Below are 20,570 nucleotides of genomic sequence, written 5' to 3'. Positions count from 1 at the left end.
AAGTTTTCATTCGTACATTCGCACTAATTCGTAATCCGTAAATCATGGCTTTCCGATTTCCCTCCGTCTCCGCAGTAATAAAAGGCACTCTTGACACATTAAAAAGGTTTCCTCTTCCGCTTCTTTCCGCGATAATCGGGAGCGGAATCTGCATTTACATGCTTGAACTGAAATGGGACGTGCAAAAAGATTTTGAACACCTATGGAAAATGGTGATGTGCTGCGGGCTCGGGCTGAATTTGTTTTTATCCATGTCGCTGATTTCTGAAAGAAGAAATCATGGCGCTGTTCAGAAATATTTAGCGCAGTTTGCCGGATTGCTTCTTCTTGTCGGATATTATTTTCTTCTTCCGGAATTCAGGAGGATGACGGTTACGGATGGTGCGCGCTATTCACTGTTCAGCACCGGATTGCACCTGCTGGTGGCATTTTCACCTTTCATCGCGCGCGGAGAAATAAACGGTTTCTGGCAATTCAACAAAACTTTGTTCCTGCGTTTTTTGCTTTCTGTTTTGTATTCAGGAGTGCTTTATCTTGGACTTGCTCTTGCCTTGCTTGCCGTTGACCAACTTTTTAACGCTGATATAAAAGGTGAACGTTACGGACAACTTTGGTTTTTTCTTTCCGGAGTTTTCAATACATGGTTTTTTCTTGCTGGCGTACCGAAAAACCTTAATGAACTTGAATCTGTTACCGATTACCCGAAAGGATTAAAAATTTTTACGCAGTTTATTTTGCTCCCACTACTTGCTGTTTACTTGTTGATTCTTTACGCATATGGAATTAAGATCATCATTCAATGGGAACTTCCCAAAGGATGGGTTTCGTGGCTGGTAAATGCGTTTTCTGTTTTCGGAATTCTTTCTCTTCTGCTGATTTATCCTGTAAGAAATGATGAAGGTAACACATGGATAAAGATTTTTTCAAGATGGTTTTACCGCGCGCTGTTTCCGCTTATTGTTTTACTTGGAGTTGCAATCGGCAAGCGAGTCATGCAATATGGAATTACCGAGAACAGGTATTTTGTTTTGATTGTCGCTTTGTGGCTTGCCGGCATCGCCACTTATTTTCTGCTGAGCAAAACAAAAAATATCAAAGTGATTCCTGTTACACTTTTCTTTATTGCCTTTCTTTCCTCCTTCGGTCCGTGGGGAGCATTCAGCGTTTCAGAGAAAAGCCAGGTGAATAGATTGGAAAAACTTCTCATCGAAGAAAAAATTCTTGTGGATGGAAAAATAAAAAAGACAACCGATACGATTTCAGATAAAAAGGGAAGGCAGATTGTGTCCATCGTACATTATCTGGACGAACATCATCACTTCGATGCTATCAAGTCGTGGTTTAAAGAAAATCTCGATTCCATTCTCGCTCCGAAAGATTCAAATGATTATGTGTATGAAACAGGAAAAATTCTTGCGCTGATGGGGCTGGAAGACAATTATTATTACGGCTACCGCGATGATGAACGTGATGAGGATGACACTGCCACTATAAAGAATTTTTATTACTACGCACGGAATGAAAGCCAGCAGGCAGTTTCAGTGGCGGGATTTGATTATTCGTGCAATTTCAACCGATCTTTTTATGAGGGAGATAACTCTTATTATAATGACAGTTATTACAAGATATATTTCGGAAAAGATTCCGGGATTATAAAATATTCCAAAGAGTCAACAGATTTTGTTTTTGTGAAGAACGGAAAAGATATTTTACGTTTTGATTTAAACGCTTATGTAAAAAAGATTGCATCGTATAATAAAGAACACAAAAAACATCAGTACGACCAGAACATTCCAAATGAGATGACGCTTTTTGAAGCCAAAAATGATTCTGTAAAAATGAAATTGTACATGACAAATATATCAGGAACGAAATCAAAACAGGAAATTAAAATAACCCAGATAAGCGGAATGATGCTTTTGAAACTTGGTTCATCTCAATCAGATACAATCCATGCAGGTATTAAATAATATAGATAAAGAAAAAATTCTTTTTCTTGATATTGAAACAGCGCCTCAGTATCCTGATTACAACAGTATGTCCGATGATTTTAAAAAATTATGGGATGGCAAAGCGAAATACTTTAAAGAATTAAAAGAAAATAATGAAACACCTGCTGATGTATACAAACGTGCTGGCATTTATGCAGAATACGGAAAGGTAGTGTGTATTACGGTGGGAATGTTCAGCGGAAAATCTTTCCGCCTGAAATCATTTTACGGGGATGACGAAAAACTCATGCTGGAAGAATTTTCTGCTCTCTTAAATAAGTATTACAACACCGAAGATCATTTTCTTTGCGCGCACAACGGAAAAGAATTTGATTTCCCTTTTCTCGCCAGAAGAATTCTTGTGAACGGAATAAAAATCCCCCACATACTTGATAACGCAGGCAAAAAGCCATGGGAAATAAAACATTTGGATACCATGGAACTTTGGAAGTTTGGCGATTATAAAAGTTATACTTCTTTAAATCTTCTTGCCGAACTATTTGGCATTCCTTCTCCCAAAGGCGACATGGACGGAAGCATGATGTATAAAGTGTATTGGGAAAACAAAGACTGGGATAGAATTGTAAAGTATAATCAGAAAGATGTTTTAACTGTTGCGCAGGTGTTTCTTAAATTCAAAGGGGAAAAATCGATTGAAGAAAAAGATGTTGTAATAGTTTGATCATGGGAATCATTTTCGCGTATATCATTTGTAAAAACAAATCTGAAGCAAAAAAAATTGGCAGGGTTCTTTTGGAGGAGAAATTAGCAGCTTGCGTAAATATTTTTGACCACATGCAATCCTTGTATTGGTGGAAAGGAAAGATTGAAGAAGCAAATGAAACCGTTCTCATCGCCAAGACAACAAAAAAATTATTTCAAAAACTTTCTGCTCAAGTAAAATCAATTCACAGTTATTCTGTTCCCTGCATTTTGCAAATACCAATTGCAGATGGAAATAAGGAATACGTTAAGTGGCTACTGGAGAATGTAAAGTAATTACTTCTCTTTATTATTTATCGCCAGCAATCCAAAAGATAATAGTCCGCCAAGTAATACAACCACTGTCTGCGCCAGCCACACTACCCATCCGAACGCAACCCCCATAGCGGTGGTGAATCCCCAAAGAAGCATTATCTGCAAAACAATCCATTGATAAGCGCCAATTCCACCCGGTGTGGCAATCACGCCTAAACTTCCGAAGCACATGATGGCAAGGCAGTCGGTAAACGATAGCGATTCAGTTTCTTTGAATGCGAACACACAAACATAAACCGTCATCAGATACATTACCCAGATGAAAAGTGAATGAAAGAGAAAAAGCAACGGACTTTTTACGTTAGCTATTGTTCTGATTCCGTCAAGAAAACCCAGCAGTAATGCTTTTATCTTTTGAGCGATTGGATTCTGAAGAATCTTTTTTCGGAAAAAATAAAAAAGAAATACCCCTCCGAGAATAATTCCAATCAGCGCAATCAGTAAGAGTTTATTTTCCGTAAGCCCATGAAGTTTGTTTTTTATTGGAGTAATTATGTTTTCGGAAATGTATTCATGCATTCTGGCATATTCAATCCATGCGCTGATGATGAAAAGCACAAGGAGCGTGAATAAGTCAATCACCCGTTCAGCTATCACCGTTCCGAAGGATTGAGTGAGCGGAATTTTTTCGTAGCGTTTAAGGATTCCGCATCTGAGCACTTCCCCTAAACGCGGAAGTGCCAGATTGCCGAGATAGCCAACCATCACAGCGTAAAAAGTGTTGGTGGTTTTAGGTTTGAAACCAAGTGGGGCAAGAAGCATTTTCCATCGGATGGCGCGACTGAGATGGGCAATAATTCCTAAACCCATTGCAAGAATAATCCATAAATAATTTGCTTCTGAAAGCGATTTAAAAATTTCTGTTTTATCTTTTTCAGAAAGGTTTTTCACTACCAGCCAGATAAGAAGAATGCCAAGTCCGAGGAAAACAAGAAACTTTAATGCGGGAAGAATATATTGCTTCAAGATAGTAATGGTTAACGGTTATCAGTTAACGGTTATCAGTTGGTAATTCACCGATTACCGTTCACCGATTACTGATTACTTGATTTTGTTCGTGCTGCTGTCAGGATATACAAGTTTTGGCTTAAAGGTTTTTGCCTTTTCAAAATTCATAGTGGCATAAGAAAGAACAATCACATCATCGCCCACTGCAAACTTGAGTGCAGCAGGTCCGTTCATGCAGATGATTCCAGAACCGCGCGCGCCTTTTATTACGTAAGTAATTATGCGCTCACCGTTCCTATAATTCAACACATGCACTTGTTCGTTCTCGATGAGATTGCCTGCATCCATCAGGTTTTCGTCAATGGTAATGCTGCCCACATAATTCAAATCGGCTTCGGTAACCCGTGCACGGTGAATTTTTGATTTTAAAATTTGTATTTCCATAATAATCTATTAAGCGGGCGAAGTTAAACAAATATATTTCGCGTGTTCGTTCTGAATATTTATATTACCTTCGTGCTCCCAAAAATCAAAATTAACAATTACATAACCTTTTTTACACAATGAAAAAATTAATTACAAGAGCTGCAATCCTGATCTCAACTTTCTGTGCGTTTACATTTAATGCAAAGGCAAACATTGATACTGTTCAGGTAGCCAATTTTTCCTTTACACCCAATTCTCTGACCTTATGTTTAGGTGACACCATTCGTTTTGTATGGGCGAGCGGAACTCATAACGTACATATTCTGACTCCTATTGACAGCACATCAAACAATTTAACCGGTGCAGGAGATACATATGATTTTACACCTACATCTGCCGTAACTTATACCTACGAATGCGGTATTCATGGTTCCATGATGTCGGGTACTTTTACTGTTAACGTGCCTCCTTCAGTTGATCTCGGTGCCGATGTAACGCAATGCGTAAGTGCTTTACTTGATGCAGGCAATCCGGGTTCCACCTATCTATGGTCGGATGCTTCAACCAGTCAAACCCTTACCGTATCTTCTTCAGGAACTTATTCTGTTATCGCAACAAATATGTGCGGTGCTGATACCGATACAGTGATGGTAACTATAAATCCGGGAGTTGTAATAAATCTCGGACCTGATACTATTACTTGTGCTGCAAGCGTAGTGCTTGATGCTATGAATGCCGGACCCACTTATTTGTGGTCAACGGGCGAAAGCACGCAAACAATTTCTATTACTGCTTCAGGAGCATATTATGTGGATGTTACCGATGGAAACGGATGTATGGGTTCAGATACCATCCTGGCAACATTCAACACGTCTCCTGTTGTAAATCTTGGAGCCGATGTTACCCAATGTGGGGGAAATGTTCTATTGGATGCAGGAAATCCAGGCGATACTTATCTTTGGTCAGATGCATCCACCGATCAAACACTCACAGTTTCTGCTTCAGGAACTTATTCTGTGGTGGTAACAAATAGTTGCGGCACTTCTTCAGACACGGTGGATGTTACTATCAATACTCTTCCAACCGTAAGTATTGCTGATGTAACTCAATGCGGTGGAACAGTTCTGCTCGATGCAGGAAATCCGGGCGATACTTATCTTTGGTCAGATGCTTCAACCGATCAAACGCTTACCGTTTCTGTTTCTGGAAACTATTCAGTAGTTGTTACTAATCCTGCTACGGGTTGTGCAGGTTCCGATGGCGCGGTAATTACCATCAACACGCCTCCGGTAGTCAGCTTAGGAGCTGATGCAACCGTTTGCGGAAGCACAATGCTGGATGCTGGAAATCCGGGTTCTACCTATTTATGGTCAGATGCGTCAACCAATCAAACACTCACCATTTCTGCTCCCGGAACCTATTCTGTTTTAGTAACCGATGTTAATGGATGCACGGGTTCGGATACCGTGATTGTTACTATTAATGCTCTTCCTGTTATTGTTGCCGGAAGCAGCGTTACCATTTGCAGCGGCTCTTCAACCACACTTACAGGTTCTGGCGGAATAACCTATGCATGGGTACCGGGCGGACAAACTACCGCAAGCATTGTAGTTTCTCCCCCTTCAACAACTTCTTATACTGTAACAGGCACCGATGCTAACGGATGTTCAAATACAGCAGTGGTTGCGGTTACAGTTAACAACGGACCAGTTGTTACAACTTCTTCAACCCCCTCTGCTTGCGGGCAAAACGATGGAACAGCAACGGCAAATCCTTCGGGCGGAACTCCTCCTTATGTATATGTGTGGATAAGTGGGCAAACCACTCAAACAGTAACAGGACTTGCCGCGGGTAGTTATACCGTTTGTGTAACAGATGCAGGCGGGTGTCAGTCCTGCTCTCAAGCTGCTGTTACTACTTCTGGCAGCAGCAGTTTGCAAACCACTTTTGCGGCTGGCAATGCGCAAAACGGAAATATGTTTGATGTTACTGCAATCAACAACCTTATTATTACAGGTATTGACGGACATCCGCAGGCAAACACCGACTATGAGATTTATTATAAGACCGGCACCCATGTTGGCTTTGAAACTACTGCTGGCGCTTGGACACTTGCAGGAAGTGTTACCGGTGTAGTGGCTCAGGTATCGCCAACCCCAACGCCTATTCCTATCGCGTTAAACATAAACGTTCCTGCGGGACAAACTTATGCGCTTTACGCAACCTGCACCAGTGCCGGCATAAGCCAGAATTATACCAACGGCACTGCGGTTGGAAATATTTATGTGCAGGATGCAAATATTCAGATTAAGGAAGGCAAAGGAGTTGCTTATCCTTTCGGATCAAACTTCCAGCCCCGCATCTGGAACGGAATCATTCACTATTGCTCTGGTCCAGTGGGCACACAAGACAATCTTATTACATTAGAAAGAGGCGTGAATGTTTATCCTAATCCGTTCACTTCAACAGCAACGGTTGTTGTAGCAGGAGCAGATATTCATAACGGTGCTGACTTCATGCTCTTTGATTTATTTGGAAGAGAGATAAAGAAAATGAAGATTGAAACCAACACTTTTGATCTCAGCCGCAATAATACCCCTGCTGGTGTTTACTTCTACCGTGTGAACGATTCAGAAGGAACAGTTGGAACGGGAAAGATTGTGATTGAATAAGACCTCCCCCTCCCTTAAGGAGAGAGATAAAGAAAACCCTGAGCAGTTCCGAAGGAATCCCTTCGGGAAGTTCCGAAGGAATCCCTTCGGGAAAATGTTCGGGGTTTTTTGTTTTCCGGGAAACAGATTGAGGTAAACGAAATACTTTGTTATCATCCCTTCGTACGGATTGGCATAAACGAAAAGCTTTGTTATCATCCTTTCATTCAGGTTGAGGCAAACGAAAAGTATTGTTATCATCCTTTCATTCAGGTTAGGGCAAACGAAAAGGATTATTATCACAGGTTCGTACAATATAATGCAAACGAAAAAGTTTATTATGATGTCTTAGTAAAAACAGTAATAATTCATAAGAATAGAAGGAATTTGTAAAACCTCTTTATCATGGAAAATGAAATTCACATTGGTCAACTGATTGAGAAAAAAAGAAAAGAATTATCAATCAAGAAAGTGGAACTGGCAAGGCGTGTTGGCACTTCGCGCGAGAACGTGACGATGATTACCTACCGCAAAAGCATTCAGGTAGATATGCTTCGAAAGTTTTGCGTTGCGCTCAACTATGATTTTTTCCAGCACTATGCGTTGCAGAAGAACGAAAACATCAAACAGCAAATGCAGAAGGTGATTGACCAAAAGCAAAATCAGATTGATGAACTCCAAAAGCAGGCGGAGGAGATGAAAAAAACCATGCAGGAGCAGAGTTTTGTCATTGATGTGTTGAGAGGAAAAAAATAAGTAACAACATTGAAGTTTATATCGAATAAGAGTTTTCAGAAAGCAATATTATCTATCAATCTCACAGTTCCAACCTTTACGGCAATACACGCTTGCAGGTTTTTACTTTCTTTCCAATCTTGAATAGGGATGAGCGTTTCTGAATTTACAATTTCAAAATATTCCAATTGAAGAAAAGGGTTCTCGTTGATTTTGTATGAAACCCATTTTTTGAGTTCCTGTATTGTTCCTCTTTCCTTATCCCTTGCTCCTTGCAGAGTTTTATAAATATGAGAAGTGTTTTTTCTTTCATCTGAGTTCAGGAGAGCGTTGCGCGAACTCATCGCCAGCCCTTCTGCTTCACGCACGGTGGGGCAGGGAATGATTACTACAGGCATCTGCAGTATTTTCACCATGTGCTTGATTATTGCCAACTGCTGAAAATCTTTTTCTCCAAAATAGGCTTTGGCTGGTTCAATAATATCAAACAGTTTTTTCACTACCAGGCAAACCCCCTGAAAATGTCCGGGACGATGAGCGCCTTCCATTACTTCACCCCCCCTGAATCCCCCCGAAGGGGGGAATAATTTATTTAACATAACCTCCATGTCCTCTCCCCTTTGGGGAGAGTTAGAGAGGGGGGGCGGATACATCTCTTCCACACTTGGCGAAAAAAGCATATCACAACGGGATTGTATAAGTTTTTCAATATCCTCTTCAAGAGTGCGTGGGTATTTTTGAAGGTCTTTCTTATCGTTGAACTGAAGGGGGTTTACAAAGATGCTGGCAACTGCTATATCATTCTCTCTTTTTGCTCTTTCTAACAGCGAAATGTGTCCTCTGTGTAATGCGCCCATGGTAGGCACAAATCCAATGGATTCAGCTTCATTTCTGACATTAATGAGCCAATCTTTTGTTTCTGTTATCGTGGTAAATATTTTCAAATAATATCTGTGTAAAATTTTGGAATAGTCAGAAAAAATACTATTACATTAAAACAAAACTACTTCAAATATTTGTTCAGTTATAGAAATTTTATTAGTATCTTTGGACTCCTTTAATAAGAACCTCTTAATCCAACTCCTTCCTATGAAAAAAGCCAGAATGTTATTTGTTTCGCAGGAAATTACTCCCTATGTGGAAGAGTCGCACATGAGTATTATCAGCCGACAGCTCCCGCAGGGAATCCTGGAGGCAGGAAAAGAAATACGCACCTTCATGCCCCGCTACGGAACCATCAATGAGCGCAGGCATCAGCTTCACGAAGTGATTCGCCTTTCGGGGATGAATCTTATCATTAATGATTTTGACCATCCGCTTATCATAAAAGTTGCTTCTATTCCCGCGGCACGCATGCAGGTTTATTTCATAGACAATGATGATTACTTCAGCCGCAAAGCAATGGTAACCGATAAGAACGGAAACATATTTGCCGATTCTGATGAACGCCTTATTTTCTTCTGCCGTGGTGTTATTGAAACCGTAAGAAAATTAGGATGGGCTCCGCACATTATTCATTGTGCGGGCTGGATGAGTTCACTTATGCCGATGTATCTCAGGCGCTCTTTTGGAGATGATCCTCTCTTTGGCGAAAGCAGAATTGTTTTTTCAATCTATGACGATGAATTCAAACAAACGCTGAATAAGGATTTTGTTAGCAAGGTTCAGTTTGAAGGAATCACAAAAGACGATACCAAACACCTCAGGAGCGGAACCTATTCAGGATTGATTAAGACAGCGGTTGATTTCTCTGATGCAGTTATCAAAGTTGGCAAGAACACCAACTCTGAAATTGAAAAGTACCTGAAGAAATGCGGCAAACCAGTTCTTGATCATCCCGGAGACGATTATATTGACATGTATAATGATTTTTACGATGCAGTTCTTGAAGAAGAACCTGAATTGGCATAATGCCATCATCAAATAAATAGTTTTTCGTAACGTTGTCCCCTGAAAGTTTTGGGGGACAATTTTTTTATGACTAAATACATACAACACATTTTCTTTTTACTGCTGATTGCCGGATTGATTTCTTCCTGCAAAAAGAAAACTCCTGAGGATATCGGGCTTGCTTTTCTTCCTGAAGGGGATTTATTAAATGCTGAGTTTACAGATACAGCCACATTAATAACCCACACGGTTAAAGATGATTCGCTTAAAACATACTGCTCGGTTTGCGGCATTTCACCTCTTTTGCTCGGCACCATAAACGATCCGGTTTTCGGAATTACCAAATCGTCCGTCTTCACGCAGCTTTCTCTTTCTAAAACCAATCCATCCTTCGGAGCTAACCCGATTTTGGATTCTGCGGTGCTTTCTCTTGTTTACAATAGCGGACAGCATTACGGCACTTTATATCCTCAGAAGTTTGATGTGTACGAAGTATCAGAACCGATGAGCACAACCACTACTTATTATTCTAATGATACGGTGAAAATTTACACTACTCAGCAAATCGGAAGCGCAACTATCACTCCTGATCTCACAGATTCTTTGCTGGTAGATACGTTGAAGTTTCCTCCCCATTTGAGAATAAAACTCAGTAAAGGAATGTTTCAGAATTTTCTCGACACTTCTTCTTTCGCTTCTTCCTATAACAGCAATTCAAATTTTCAAAGTGTATTCAAAGGAATTTATATTAAGAGTTCCGTTGTTCCTCCTTCTGGTGAAGGAGCCATATTATATATGAACTTGACCAATGCATACACCCGCCTGACACTTTATTACAAAAATGATTCTGACGATTCTCTATCCTATTATTTTAATATCAGTGCAAATGACTGCGCGCGGTTTTCACACTTTGAGCATGATTATACTTCTTCTGCCGACATTAACAATCAATTAAGCACGGCTGTTACTATTCAGGAAGACAAAGTTTTTGTGCAGCCGATGGCGGGAGTGAGAACAAAAATCACTCTGCCATACATTCAAGATTTTTTCAAAAACCGAAAAGTAGCTATTAATAAAGCAGAGTTGATTTTGCCTGTTGAAGCATCATCGGTAGATTCAATATTTACAGCGCATTCTAAATTAGTAGTAACCATTGCAGACCCCACGCTTGGTCCCCTCATCATGCCCGATTATTTTGAAGGAGCAACTTATTTTGGCGGTGATTATGATGCGACCAATAAAGTATACAAATTCAATATTGCGCGATATGTTCAGCAGGTATTAAATGGAACAAAGCAAAACCAGGGCTTATATATTATCACAAATTCCCGACCTACTACAGCCAATCGGGTTCAGCTCATGGGCGGAGATAAAGCAAATTCAAACCGAATGCGCCTGAAAATCACTTATACCCCTTTAGAGTGACAGGTGGTACAATTTCTGATAATGTTTAAGTAACCAAAATCTTTATCAGATGAAAAAAACAATACTCCTTTTTTCATTCCTCTTTTCAGTTTTTATATTCAGCGCATCTGCTGAAAATATTCTACTGCTTACAAATCCTAAAACGCAGGAAACGGAAGTTTTCCGCATGGGTTCCTTTCTTGTGTTTGAACTGAAAACGGACAAATCCATTCACGAAGGATTTATACGGGATATTGAAGACTCTTCACTTGCGTTTGATGACATCATGTTTCAAGCTCAGGTTTCTCTTTCACAAATAACAATTCTTGCAGGAAGCACAAGAGGGAAAGTAGTTGCCGGTAAAGTTGCCAATGTTGTTGGAGATGCGCTTATTATTGCCGGCACAGCTGTTTTTGATTGTGGGCTGGATTTTTTCGCATACAGCGATAGCTATTATTATTGGCCCATTGGCGGAACGATTTGGCTTGCAGGAGCGTTTGTTGCCGGATTGGGTTATGCATTTGATTGGGCAGCCTGCCCGTTTGACCATGCGGTGCGTGTCCGAAATTATCGGGATTGGAATGCAAGCATAGTTGCTTCACTCCAACCCTCTTCTGAAGGAGAGGGGACTAAACAGGAAACATCTCCTAAACAAGATTCAACCCAAACTCCTCCTGTCTTTTCTCCTGAAAATAAAAAATCTAAGATAGAAAAGAAGAAGAAAAATAAAATTGCTGATGATGTTTATGGAGAATAATTATTCCACCGCATTCTCCTTAGCCGTCACCGCATCCACAATTTTTTTCTGAGCATCCACTTCACCTTTCTTTTTTTCCTGATCAGTTTTATTTTTTGCTAAATCATCCTGTGCTTCTTTGATGCGCTTGTTATAATCTTCAATCTTTGCTTTGTAATCCTCAATGTTTGAATTCAGCTTCTCCTGTTTTTTCTCCAGACTGTGCTGGTCATCCTCAATACTGCCAAGCACTTTTTCTGCCGCCTTGCGCTGTCCCGTAATAGCATCTTTGGTGGTTTTTATAGCAAAATCATTAACTATTTTTTTTGCTTCCTTTAATTTCTCATTGTTGTTGGAAGAGCTCAGAAAAGCGCCTCCTAAATCAAACGCCACGATGAGTTTTGTTTCACCGTCTTTTACTTTTTCCGTTTTAGCATACACATCAATGGTATTGTTTCCATTAATGGATTGAATCACCGCATTGTCGGCAAACACTCCATCGTTAGTAGACATTTTACCTTTGTAATCTTTCATCAGCGACTTCCATTTGTTCGCCACTTCATCGGGAGTTGCATCATAAATGCTTACCACAAGTGCGGGGTTTTTATTTCCGCCTATGTGCTCATTAGATTCATCTACTTTGATTTTTACTTTTTGGGCTGACGCTGCGGTGATTACACCGATAAAGAGAACAGCGATTACACCGATTGAAATATTTGTTTTCATAATGAAATGGATTTATTGTCCAAAGATAGAATTTCATTTGAGAATTCAAACTACAAATAGCATGCCTTTAATATCTTTACTTTTGATTTTTAACTTTCAACTTTTGAACTTAATAGATACCCACACACATCTCTTTGCAGAAGAATTTGATTCTGACAGAACAGAAGTCGTCAAGCGCGCAATTTCTGCAGGAGTAAAAAAAATGTTCCTGCCGAATATTGACAGTTCGTACATCTCCTCCATGCTGAAACTTGAAGCAGAGTTTCCTGAAAATTGTTTTTCCATGATGGGTTTGCATCCTTGCTCAGTGAATGAAAAATATACAGATGAGTTAACGGTTGTCGAACATTGGTTAAGCAAAAGAAAATTCAGAGCCATCGGAGAAATAGGAATGGATTATCACTGGGATAAGACTTTTATAAATCAGCAGAAAGATGCTTTCGCAAGGCAGATTGATTTAGCAAAAAAATATTCTTTGCCAATAATAATTCACCAGCGAGAATGTTTTGATGATTTATTTGAGATGGTGAAATCAAAGCATGATAATTCCTTGAAAGGAATTTTTCATTGCTTTACAGGAACTATTGAGCAGGCGAATAAAGTAATTTCTCTCGATGGATTTAAAATGGGAATAGGTGGAGCGGTTACCTACACGAAATCAGAACTTCCTGAAGTGCTGAAGCAGATTGATTTGAAACACATCGTCCTTGAAACAGATTCTCCTTATTTAACACCTGTTCCACACCGAGGAAAGCGCAATGAAAGTTCTTACATTACTTTTGTGGCGCAGAAGGTTGCGGAGATAAAAGGAATTTCAATTGAAGAAGTTGCGGAAATAACAACAAAAAATGCAGAAGAAATATTTAGCCACTAATTACACGAATTGACACGAATGAGCAAGAAAAATAAAAATATATCTAAGAAGAGCCATCAACCATTAACCATTAACCATCAACCATCATTTCACTGGGCTTACATTTTTCTTTTTCTTTTCGCCTGCGGACTATATATCAATACCTTCAATCACGAATTCGCTTTTGATGATTCAGTGGTCATCACCGGAAATAAATACACCAAGCAGGGCTTTGATGGAATAAAAACGCTCGCCACTAAAGATTTATTCTATGGGATTTACGGAAACGCACTTGATTTGGAAGGCGGGAGATGGCGTCCACTAACGCTGGTGATGTTTGCTGTGGAATATCATTTCTTTGGTGACAATGCGCATCCTTATCACTTCATCAACATTTTTCTTTACGGAATCACGGCAATAGTTTTATTTCTGACACTCAAAGAATTTTTTCCAAGAAATCATTTACTGGCTTTTATTGCCACACTTTTTTTCATCGCTCATCCGATTCATACAGAAGTTGTCGCTAATATAAAAAGCATGGATGAAATAGTTTCGTTTCTTTTTCTTTGTCTGGCACTAATCCTTTTGTTTAAAGCATTAAAGCAAAGTCCCTCCCCTTGGCGGAGGATAGGTGGGGCTTGTGTTTGTTATTTTCTCGCCCTTTTATCTAAGGAAAACGGAATAACATTTATCGCTGTTATTCCTCTTACGCTATTTTGCTTTGCCGGAAAAAATATCAAGCATAGTTTAATGTTTACGATTCCCTTTTTCATCACGGCAGGAATTTATTTAGCCATCAGAACTTCTTTGGTCGGAATGATTGGCGACAGGGAAAGCAATGACATTACAGACAATCCATTTCTTCAGTTGAATTTTCCCGCCCTCCCGACTGCTCTGCCGTTTGTGGAGAAATTTGCCACCATCTGCTGGATACTTCTGAAATATCTTTTGCTTCTTATCTTTCCTCATCCGCTAACAAGTGATTATGGGTTCAACCAGATTCCTGCCATGAGCTTAGCTAATCCGAAGGCACTAGCTTCACTTTTAATTTATGGAGGATTATTTTTTTATGCGGGAAAAATATTAATGAAAGAAATAAAGGCGAGAAAGAATCCGGAATATAGAATTCAGAATTCAGAATCTTTGGTTTTCTCTTTTTCAATTTTATATTTCCTAATCACTATCTCAATCGTATCAAATCTTTTCTTCCTTATCGGAACAACTATGGGAGAACGCTTCGCTTATATTTCTTCATTGGGATTTTGTCTTGCGCTTGCCGCTGCTCTCCTACGAATTACGAATACAACGAATTACGAATTACGAACAGACTTTTACAAAAATGCCAAACTATCAATTCCACTTTTACTGATTCTCGTTCCGTATTCTTATAAAACCTTAACAAGAAATCCTGCCTGGAAGGACAACAAAACTCTTTTCACCACCGATGTAAAGACCAGCACAGGAAGTGCCAATGCGCATTATTACAATGCCAATACAATGTTCACTGACCATATTAACGATGAGCAAGGTCCGAAGCGCGATTCACTTTTCATAGAGGCGAAAAGGGAATTCAGAAGAGCGATGGAAATAAATCCATATTTCCATTACTGCTATTACAACATCGGTCTCATCTGGGAAAAACTTGGAAACCCGGATTCAGCCATTGTATATCAGCAGAAAACCATTGATCTCAAACCAGATAATTCGATGGCGCAATACATGGCGAAAGGCGCACTGGGTTTGGTTTATGGAAAATTAAAAGGAGATGTGGATAAGGCGATTCCCCTGCTGAAAGAAGCGCTCGCCAACAAACCCGATGATACTGGCTATCACGAAAATCTTGGTATCTGTTATGCGATGAAGAAGGATTATGACAATTCAATCAATGAGTTTGAGACTGCTATTAAATTAAAACCTGAACTTAAAAAAGAAGATGCGCGGATATTTATGAATCTTGCTTTGAGCTGGCAGAGCAAAGGAGACAAACAAAAGGCAGATGAGAATTTTCAAAAGGCGTTTCAGATGGATCCTTCCTTGAAAAAATAATCAGGAAAGTTTTCCCCCAATCTCCACATCTTTCCCCGGCTCAACGAGAATCGTTTCATTGTTTTTGTCAGGAACACCAAGAGTGAGTACTTCTGAAACAAAAGGCCCAACTTTACGTGGAGGGAAGTTCACTACAGCAAGAATTAATTTTCCTTTCAACTGCTCTTTGGAATAGTTCTTTGTGATTTGTGCACTGGAGTTTTTTGTGCCAATCTCTTTTCCGAAATCTATTTTCAGTTTGTAGGCAGGTTTTTTCGCTTCCGGAAAATCCAGCACTTCAATAATTCTTCCAACTCTTATATCGAGTTTCTTAAAGTCGTCAATAGTTACAGCCCCTCCTAAATCCTCCCCATTAGGGAGGACTTGAGATTTGTCTCCCCTCCTAATGGGAGGGGTTGGGGGTGGGCTTTTTTTTAGTTTCTCCATTTGTTTTTCTATTGTTTCATCTTCAATTTTATCAAACAAAAGTTTTGCCTGTCCAAGTTGATGTCCTGATTTTAAAATATCTGTTCTACCCGCATCGCGCCAGTTTAATTTTCCAATATTGAGAAGGGAAGATAAGTTCACAGAAGTATTTGGCAAAAACGGTTCAACTGCCACAGCAAGGTTCGCGCAAATCTGCAGACAGATATTCAAAATACTTCCGATTCTTTTTTGGTCAGATAATTTCCACGGCTCGTTCTCTGCAAGATATTTATTTCCCGACCGGGCTAGGTTCATCATCTCAGTTAGTGCTTCTCGAAATTTAAAAGCATCCAGCGCGGCAGAAATCTTTTTAGGAAACTTACTTATCTCTTCCATCAATAAAACATCACCTTTTGTAAACTCTTCGGCAAGTGGAACTTTATTCTCAAAATATTTTTGCGTGAGCACCATCGTGCGGTTCACAAAATTTCCGAGAATGGCAACTAATTCGCTGTTGTTCTTCTGCTGAAAATCCTTCCAGGTAAAATCATTGTCTTTTGTTTCGGGCGCATTTGCCGTGAGTACGTAGCGAAGAACATCCTGTTTGTTCGGGAAGTCTTTCAAATACTCATGCAGCCACACCGCCCAGTTACGCGAAGTGGAAATTTTATCTCCTTCCAGATTCAGAAATTCATTTGCCGGAACATTGTCAGGCAAAATATATTCTCCGTGCGCCATCAGCATGGCAGGAAAAATTATGCAATGGAAAACAATATTGTCTTTGCCGATGAAGTGAACCAATCTTGTTTCTTTGTCTTGCCAGTATTTTTTCCAGTCGTTACCCAAAAGTTCTTTTGTGGCAGAAATATACCCGATAGGCGCATCAAACCATACATACAAAACTTTTCCTTCTGCATCTTTCAATGGGACTTTCACTCCCCAATCCAGATCACGTGTCATTGCTCTGGACTGTAATTTTTGGTCAAGCCAGCTTTTGCATTGTCCGTACACATTTACTTTCCAGTCTTTATGCGATTCAATGTATTTTTCAATCTGAGATTGCATTTTATCAAGAGGAAGAAACCAATTCTTGGTTTTTCGCAGCACAGGTTTTTCACCAGACAAAGTTGATTTTGGATTTATCAATTCAGTCGGACTCAACGAGGTGCCGCATTTTTCGCACTGGTCTCCGTAGGCATTTTCGCTTCCGCATTTAGGGCAAGTTCCTATAATATATCTGTCAGCAAGAAACTGATTTGCCTTTTCATCAAAATACTGTTCCGTTATTTCTTCCGTGAAAATCTTTTTATCGTAAAGTGTTTTAAAAAACTCCGAAGCTGTTTCATGATGAACTTTGTTAGAAGTGCGCGAATAAATATCAAATGAAATTCCGAATTCCTTAAATGAATTGCCCATCATCTTGTGGTATTTATCCACCACTTGCTGAGGAGTAATTCCTTCGTTTTTTGCTTTAATAGTAATAGGAACTCCGTGTTCATCCGAACCGCAGATAAATTTCACATCCTCGCCTTTTGAACGGAGATAGCGTACATATATATCAGCAGGCAAATAGCATCCTGCCAAATGGCCAATGTGCACGGGACCATTCGCGTAAGGCAAAGCAGCTGTAACTGTATGGCGTTTGTAATTCACTTGTTGGTAATAAAACTGTAAACTGTAAACTGTAAACTGTAAACTGTTTTATTTTCGTGACAAAGATAAATAAATGACCGCACCTCCTTACTTAAAGAAAGGCGACAAGATAGGAATCACTGCTCCCGCGAGAAAAATTTCCAGGGAAGAAATTCAGTTTGCCATTGATACTTTTGAAAAATGGGGATTGAAAGTTATTCCTGGAAAAAATCTTTTCGGATGTGAGAATCAGTATTCCGGAAGTGATGAACAACGGGAAAAAGATTTACAAGAGATGCTGGATGATACTTCCATTCGTGCTGTCATCAGCGCGCGGGGAGGATACGGCACGTTGAGAATCATTGATAAACTTAATTTCAAGAAATTTCAGAACAACCCAAAGTGGATCATTGGTTACAGCGACATAACGGTTTTACATTCGCACATTCATCAGAATTTTGAGATAGAAACAATTCATGGCACAATGCCAATCAATTTTTCTAAGGACGAAGAATCTGTAGAAATGCTAAGACAAGCTTTATTCGGAGAAACAATTTCTTACAAAATCAGCTCACATCCCCTGAATCGAAAAGGAAAAACAGAAGGAAGCTTAGTGGGGGGAAACCTTTCTTTGCTTTATGCTTTGAAGGGGAGCAAGTCAGGAATTTCTACTTCCGGGAAAATTCTTTTCATTGAGGACCTGGACGAATACCTTTATCATATTGACCGAATGATGGTTTCATTAAAACGTGCAGGAAAACTTTCTCATCTCGCAGGATTAATTGTGGGCGGAATGTCTGATATGAAGGACAACACAATCCCATTCGGCAAAACTGCTGAAGAAATTATTCTGGATGCTGTAAAAGAATATGATTATCCTGTATGCTTTGGATTTCCTGCCGGACATCAGACAAAAAATTTAGCCCTTCCGTTTGGCAGAAGGGCTAAGCTTAGTGTGGGTAAGAAAGTATCTCTTTATTTCTGAAACTTCTGATAATCTTTCGGAATCTCAAACAAATTCGCATCAACAGATTTCTTGTCAACTTTAGTTACTTCCATTTTTACATCTTCTTTATTGGTCTCAAGATTTACCTGACTGGAAAGGAATGGAAACGAACCTTCAGCGCCTGTGATTTGCTGCACATATACGGCTGATTTATCTTTTCTGTTAAGCACTTTCAGAAGTCTGAAAAAGAAATCAAATTTTCCGTTCGCCATCCAGTACGTTACCTGCACTTTTTCATCAGGATTCTTTACAACATATTCGGTGCACTTCATGCCCTGAATGGTTTTTGTAGCTCCCGTTTTCTTCACTTCTGGTTTTCCGGTAATAGTTGCCGGTGTGCCCGATGCCTGTTCAATATAAAGTTTGCGTTCGTGGCTGAGCGAAACCATGCTGTTTGTTTTCAGGTCAATGAGAAAACTGCCTTCCACTTTTTTGGATTTGCTGCCAATTTCATCAAGGCGGATTTTATCTCCTTTAACGTAGTAAATATAATTTACCGTATCGGTGGCGGTTTGCTTTTTGAATTCGATAACGCCTTCAAAAGATTGTGCGGAAACCATCAGCATTCCTGAGATTCCGAATAATGCGGTGAGAAATAATTTTTTCATAGTATTTTGTTTTTTTCCGAAGGAATCCCTTCGGGAGAGGTTGCTAAAGTAATGTTTTTTTGAGAACAATATCATGGAGAATTCAACAATCATACCAAAACATGTAAGATGTAAAAGGGAAGATGGCAGATGGCAATACATATGCTATGAAAAAAAGGGCTGTAATATTCGTCATTCGTCATTCGTAACTCGTAATTTTGCCCCATGGCTGAGCATAACGATACAGGCATTCAGGGAGAAGACTTAGCTGCCGTTTATCTTGAAGCAAAGGGCTATGCTATTCTTGAAAAAAACTGGAGGTTCGGAAGGGAAGAAATTGATATTATCGCCCGGCATAACGACATTCTTGTAATTGCAGAAGTTAAAACCCGAAGCGGGAATTTTTTTGGCGAGCCCGAAGAATTTGTGAACCGGCAAAAGCAAAAGAATCTGATTAAAGCGGCAAACGCATACATTGAAAAAAACAATCTTGAATTGGAAGCAAGGTTTGACATCATAGGCGTGATTCTTACAGGAAAAAAACACAGGATAAATCATATTGAAGATGCCTTTCATCCCATTGCATAATTATGGCACACAGAATATTATTAGTTGAGGACGAAGAAAACCTACGAAACACCATCCATTTGAATCTGGAGATGGAAGGATATAATGTTACCGATGCCCGTGATGGAAAAGTTGCTTATGAAACATTTCGTTCAGCTCATTTTGATCTGATTGTGCTGGATGTAATGCTTCCCGAAATGGACGGCTATACGCTTTGTCAGAAAATCCGGTTGGAGAATACAGAAGTGCCCGTAATTTTTCTCACTGCAAAAGGCGCAAGCGATGAGCGGATACACGGATTAAAACTGGGAGCTGATGATTATCTGGCAAAGCCGTTCAACCTGGAAGAACTTTTGCTGAGAGTAAGCAAACTTGTGAAAAGAAAAAATCAAAATCCCGAATCCCGGATCTCCGATCAGAATTATAAATTCGGAAAATGCGAAATCAATTACCTGACTTTTGATATTATCGGAAGAGACGGAACAAAACAGACTATTTCCAAGCGGGAAATTCAACTGCTGAAACTGCTGATTGAACGGAAGAATGAAGTGGTGTCGCGCGAAGATATTTTACGAACCATATGGGAATATGATGTCTATCCTTCCACCCGAACGATTGATAATTATATTGTGAGTTTCCGCAAGTACTTTGAAAAAAACCCGCGAGAGCCGAAACATTTTTTTTCGGTGAGGGGAGTGGGGTATAAATTCACAGATTGAAAGCCCATCCCAACCTTCCCGAAGGGAAGGAGTATAATCCTATTTTTATTATTAGCTCATGTTACGCAAATACATTTTTACCGCAGAGTCCGCTGAGGTTGTACGCAGAGAACTGCTGAGAATACATACAGTATTGTATTTTCTCTGCGACTCTCCGCGTGTTGTTTTCTCTGTTTTCTCTGCGGTTATTTGCTTTTCTGCGTAACATGA

The 20,570-nt window shown here is 39.7% G+C and carries 20 protein-coding genes; 13 read left to right on the top strand and 7 right to left on the bottom strand.

Annotation, left to right across the window (positions count from 1 at the left end):
* The first annotated feature begins 44 nt into the window (after positions 1–44).
* From HY841_01560 to HY841_01550, 3 genes are read left to right on the top strand one after another with little or no spacing between them, the layout of a single operon-like run.
* A complete protein-coding gene (locus HY841_01560) occupies positions 45–1,970 on the top strand; it encodes a DUF4153 domain-containing protein (GenBank protein ID MBI4929419.1) in 1,926 nt (641 codons plus the stop codon).
* On the top strand, positions 1,954–2,673 hold the full coding sequence (locus HY841_01555; protein ID MBI4929418.1) for a 3'-5' exonuclease: 720 nt from the start codon (positions 1,954–1,956) through the stop codon (positions 2,671–2,673). The genes HY841_01560 and HY841_01555 overlap by 17 nt, the downstream gene beginning before the upstream one ends.
* Before the next feature lie 2 nt (positions 2,674–2,675).
* Positions 2,676–2,990, top strand: coding sequence for a divalent-cation tolerance protein CutA (locus HY841_01550; GenBank protein ID MBI4929417.1), 315 nt, complete (start codon positions 2,676–2,678; stop codon positions 2,988–2,990).
* On the opposite strand, the gene HY841_01545 is transcribed toward HY841_01550, so the two are convergent.
* Together HY841_01545 and HY841_01540 are read right to left on the bottom strand one after the other, a co-directional pair.
* Complete coding sequence (locus tag HY841_01545) at positions 2,991–3,995, bottom strand: flippase-like domain-containing protein (protein ID MBI4929416.1); 1,005 nt, start codon at positions 3,993–3,995, stop codon at positions 2,991–2,993.
* Positions 3,996–4,070: 75 nt separating this feature from the next.
* Entirely contained in the window at positions 4,071–4,421 is a 351-nt protein-coding gene (locus HY841_01540) for an aspartate 1-decarboxylase (GenBank protein ID MBI4929415.1), read from the bottom strand.
* 119 nt (positions 4,422–4,540) lie between these two features.
* On the opposite strand from HY841_01540, the gene HY841_01535 reads away from it, so the two are divergent.
* Positions 4,541–7,075, top strand: coding sequence for a T9SS type A sorting domain-containing protein (locus HY841_01535; GenBank protein ID MBI4929414.1), 2,535 nt, complete (start codon positions 4,541–4,543; stop codon positions 7,073–7,075).
* A 384-nt stretch (positions 7,076–7,459) separates the two neighbouring features.
* A complete protein-coding gene (locus tag HY841_01530) occupies positions 7,460–7,810 on the top strand; it encodes a helix-turn-helix transcriptional regulator (protein ID MBI4929413.1) in 351 nt (116 codons plus the stop codon).
* 35 nt (positions 7,811–7,845) lie between these two features.
* Here the strand turns inward: HY841_01530 and HY841_01525 are convergent, their stop codons facing one another.
* Positions 7,846–8,733, bottom strand: a complete 888-nt coding sequence (locus HY841_01525; protein MBI4929412.1) for a pantoate--beta-alanine ligase — start codon at positions 8,731–8,733, stop codon at positions 7,846–7,848.
* Between the two features lie 145 nt (positions 8,734–8,878).
* Here HY841_01525 and HY841_01520 point away from each other — a divergent pair, with 145 nt between their 5' ends.
* The 3 genes from HY841_01520 to HY841_01510 all read left to right on the top strand — a co-directional run bounded on the left by HY841_01520 (position 8,879) and on the right by HY841_01510 (position 11,840).
* On the top strand, positions 8,879–9,700 hold the full coding sequence (locus tag HY841_01520; protein ID MBI4929411.1) for a glycogen/starch synthase: 822 nt from the start codon (positions 8,879–8,881) through the stop codon (positions 9,698–9,700).
* 66 nt (positions 9,701–9,766) lie between these two features.
* Positions 9,767–11,104 carry a DUF4270 domain-containing protein gene (locus HY841_01515; protein ID MBI4929410.1) on the top strand — a complete coding sequence of 446 codons (1,338 nt, stop codon included), beginning with the start codon at positions 9,767–9,769 and terminating at the stop codon, positions 11,102–11,104.
* A gap of 49 nt (positions 11,105–11,153) precedes the next feature.
* Complete coding sequence (locus HY841_01510) at positions 11,154–11,840, top strand: hypothetical protein (protein MBI4929409.1); 687 nt, start codon at positions 11,154–11,156, stop codon at positions 11,838–11,840.
* On the opposite strand, the gene HY841_01505 is transcribed toward HY841_01510, so the two are convergent.
* On the bottom strand, positions 11,841–12,545 hold the full coding sequence (locus HY841_01505; GenBank protein MBI4929408.1) for a hypothetical protein: 705 nt from the start codon (positions 12,543–12,545) through the stop codon (positions 11,841–11,843).
* Positions 12,546–12,648: 103 nt separating this feature from the next.
* Here HY841_01505 and HY841_01500 point away from each other — a divergent pair, with 103 nt between their 5' ends.
* Complete coding sequence (locus tag HY841_01500) at positions 12,649–13,419, top strand: TatD family hydrolase (protein MBI4929407.1); 771 nt, start codon at positions 12,649–12,651, stop codon at positions 13,417–13,419.
* 18 nt (positions 13,420–13,437) lie between these two features.
* Positions 13,438–15,444: a DUF1736 domain-containing protein gene (locus HY841_01495; protein MBI4929406.1), complete on the top strand. Its 2,007-nt coding sequence runs from the start codon at positions 13,438–13,440 to the stop codon at positions 15,442–15,444.
* Here the strand turns inward: HY841_01495 and metG are convergent, their stop codons facing one another.
* Positions 15,445–17,502, bottom strand: coding sequence for a methionine--tRNA ligase (metG, locus tag HY841_01490; protein MBI4929405.1), 2,058 nt, complete (start codon positions 17,500–17,502; stop codon positions 15,445–15,447). It lies immediately after the preceding gene.
* A gap of 73 nt (positions 17,503–17,575) precedes the next feature.
* Here metG and HY841_01485 point away from each other — a divergent pair, with 73 nt between their 5' ends.
* The gene (locus tag HY841_01485) at positions 17,576–18,466 is read left to right on the top strand and encodes an LD-carboxypeptidase (GenBank protein ID MBI4929404.1); all 891 of its coding nucleotides are present in this window, start codon (positions 17,576–17,578) and stop codon (positions 18,464–18,466) included.
* Here HY841_01485 and HY841_01480 read toward each other — a convergent pair.
* The gene (locus tag HY841_01480) at positions 18,457–19,095 is read right to left on the bottom strand and encodes a DUF4412 domain-containing protein (protein MBI4929403.1); all 639 of its coding nucleotides are present in this window, start codon (positions 19,093–19,095) and stop codon (positions 18,457–18,459) included. The genes HY841_01485 and HY841_01480 overlap by 10 nt on opposite strands.
* 204 nt (positions 19,096–19,299) lie before the next feature.
* Between HY841_01480 and HY841_01475 the strand changes: the two genes are divergently transcribed.
* Positions 19,300–19,662, top strand: a complete 363-nt coding sequence (locus tag HY841_01475) for a YraN family protein (GenBank protein MBI4929402.1) — start codon at positions 19,300–19,302, stop codon at positions 19,660–19,662.
* Positions 19,663–19,664: 2 nt separating this feature from the next.
* A complete protein-coding gene (locus HY841_01470) occupies positions 19,665–20,360 on the top strand; it encodes a response regulator transcription factor (protein MBI4929401.1) in 696 nt (231 codons plus the stop codon).
* A 61-nt stretch (positions 20,361–20,421) separates the two neighbouring features.
* On the opposite strand, the gene HY841_01465 is transcribed toward HY841_01470, so the two are convergent.
* Positions 20,422–20,568: a hypothetical protein gene (locus HY841_01465; GenBank protein ID MBI4929400.1), complete on the bottom strand. Its 147-nt coding sequence runs from the start codon at positions 20,566–20,568 to the stop codon at positions 20,422–20,424.
* Between the last annotated feature and the right edge of the window lie 2 nt (positions 20,569–20,570).

The sequence above is a fragment of the Bacteroidota bacterium genome (assembly GCA_016213405.1).
Taxonomy (GTDB): domain Bacteria; phylum Bacteroidota; class Bacteroidia; order Palsa-948; family Palsa-948; genus Palsa-948.
The sequence above is the reverse complement of the archived record's forward strand: the minus strand, read 5'-3'. Positions and strand labels throughout refer to the sequence as shown.

What these genes read in the sequence shown, in the direction of transcription:
- HY841_01475 (MBI4929402.1), top strand. Translation starts at nt 19,300, where the DNA reads ATGGCTGAGCATAACGATACAGGCATTCAGGGAGAAGACTTAGCTGCC.
- HY841_01555 (MBI4929418.1), top strand. Translation starts at nt 1,954, where the DNA reads ATGCAGGTATTAAATAATATAGATAAAGAAAAAATTCTTTTTCTTGAT.
- HY841_01520 (MBI4929411.1), top strand. Translation starts at nt 8,879, where the DNA reads ATGAAAAAAGCCAGAATGTTATTTGTTTCGCAGGAAATTACTCCCTAT.
- HY841_01505 (MBI4929408.1), bottom strand. Translation starts at nt 12,545, where the DNA reads ATGAAAACAAATATTTCAATCGGTGTAATCGCTGTTCTCTTTATCGGT.
- HY841_01485 (MBI4929404.1), top strand. Translation starts at nt 17,576, where the DNA reads ATGACCGCACCTCCTTACTTAAAGAAAGGCGACAAGATAGGAATCACT.
- HY841_01515 (MBI4929410.1), top strand. Translation starts at nt 9,767, where the DNA reads ATGACTAAATACATACAACACATTTTCTTTTTACTGCTGATTGCCGGA.
- HY841_01530 (MBI4929413.1), top strand. Translation starts at nt 7,460, where the DNA reads ATGGAAAATGAAATTCACATTGGTCAACTGATTGAGAAAAAAAGAAAA.
- HY841_01465 (MBI4929400.1), bottom strand. Translation starts at nt 20,568, where the DNA reads ATGTTACGCAGAAAAGCAAATAACCGCAGAGAAAACAGAGAAAACAAC.
- HY841_01535 (MBI4929414.1), top strand. Translation starts at nt 4,541, where the DNA reads ATGAAAAAATTAATTACAAGAGCTGCAATCCTGATCTCAACTTTCTGT.
- HY841_01480 (MBI4929403.1), bottom strand. Translation starts at nt 19,095, where the DNA reads ATGAAAAAATTATTTCTCACCGCATTATTCGGAATCTCAGGAATGCTG.
- HY841_01510 (MBI4929409.1), top strand. Translation starts at nt 11,154, where the DNA reads ATGAAAAAAACAATACTCCTTTTTTCATTCCTCTTTTCAGTTTTTATA.
- HY841_01470 (MBI4929401.1), top strand. Translation starts at nt 19,665, where the DNA reads ATGGCACACAGAATATTATTAGTTGAGGACGAAGAAAACCTACGAAAC.
- HY841_01495 (MBI4929406.1), top strand. Translation starts at nt 13,438, where the DNA reads ATGAGCAAGAAAAATAAAAATATATCTAAGAAGAGCCATCAACCATTA.
- HY841_01540 (MBI4929415.1), bottom strand. Translation starts at nt 4,421, where the DNA reads ATGGAAATACAAATTTTAAAATCAAAAATTCACCGTGCACGGGTTACC.
- HY841_01560 (MBI4929419.1), top strand. Translation starts at nt 45, where the DNA reads ATGGCTTTCCGATTTCCCTCCGTCTCCGCAGTAATAAAAGGCACTCTT.
- HY841_01550 (MBI4929417.1), top strand. Translation starts at nt 2,676, where the DNA reads ATGGGAATCATTTTCGCGTATATCATTTGTAAAAACAAATCTGAAGCA.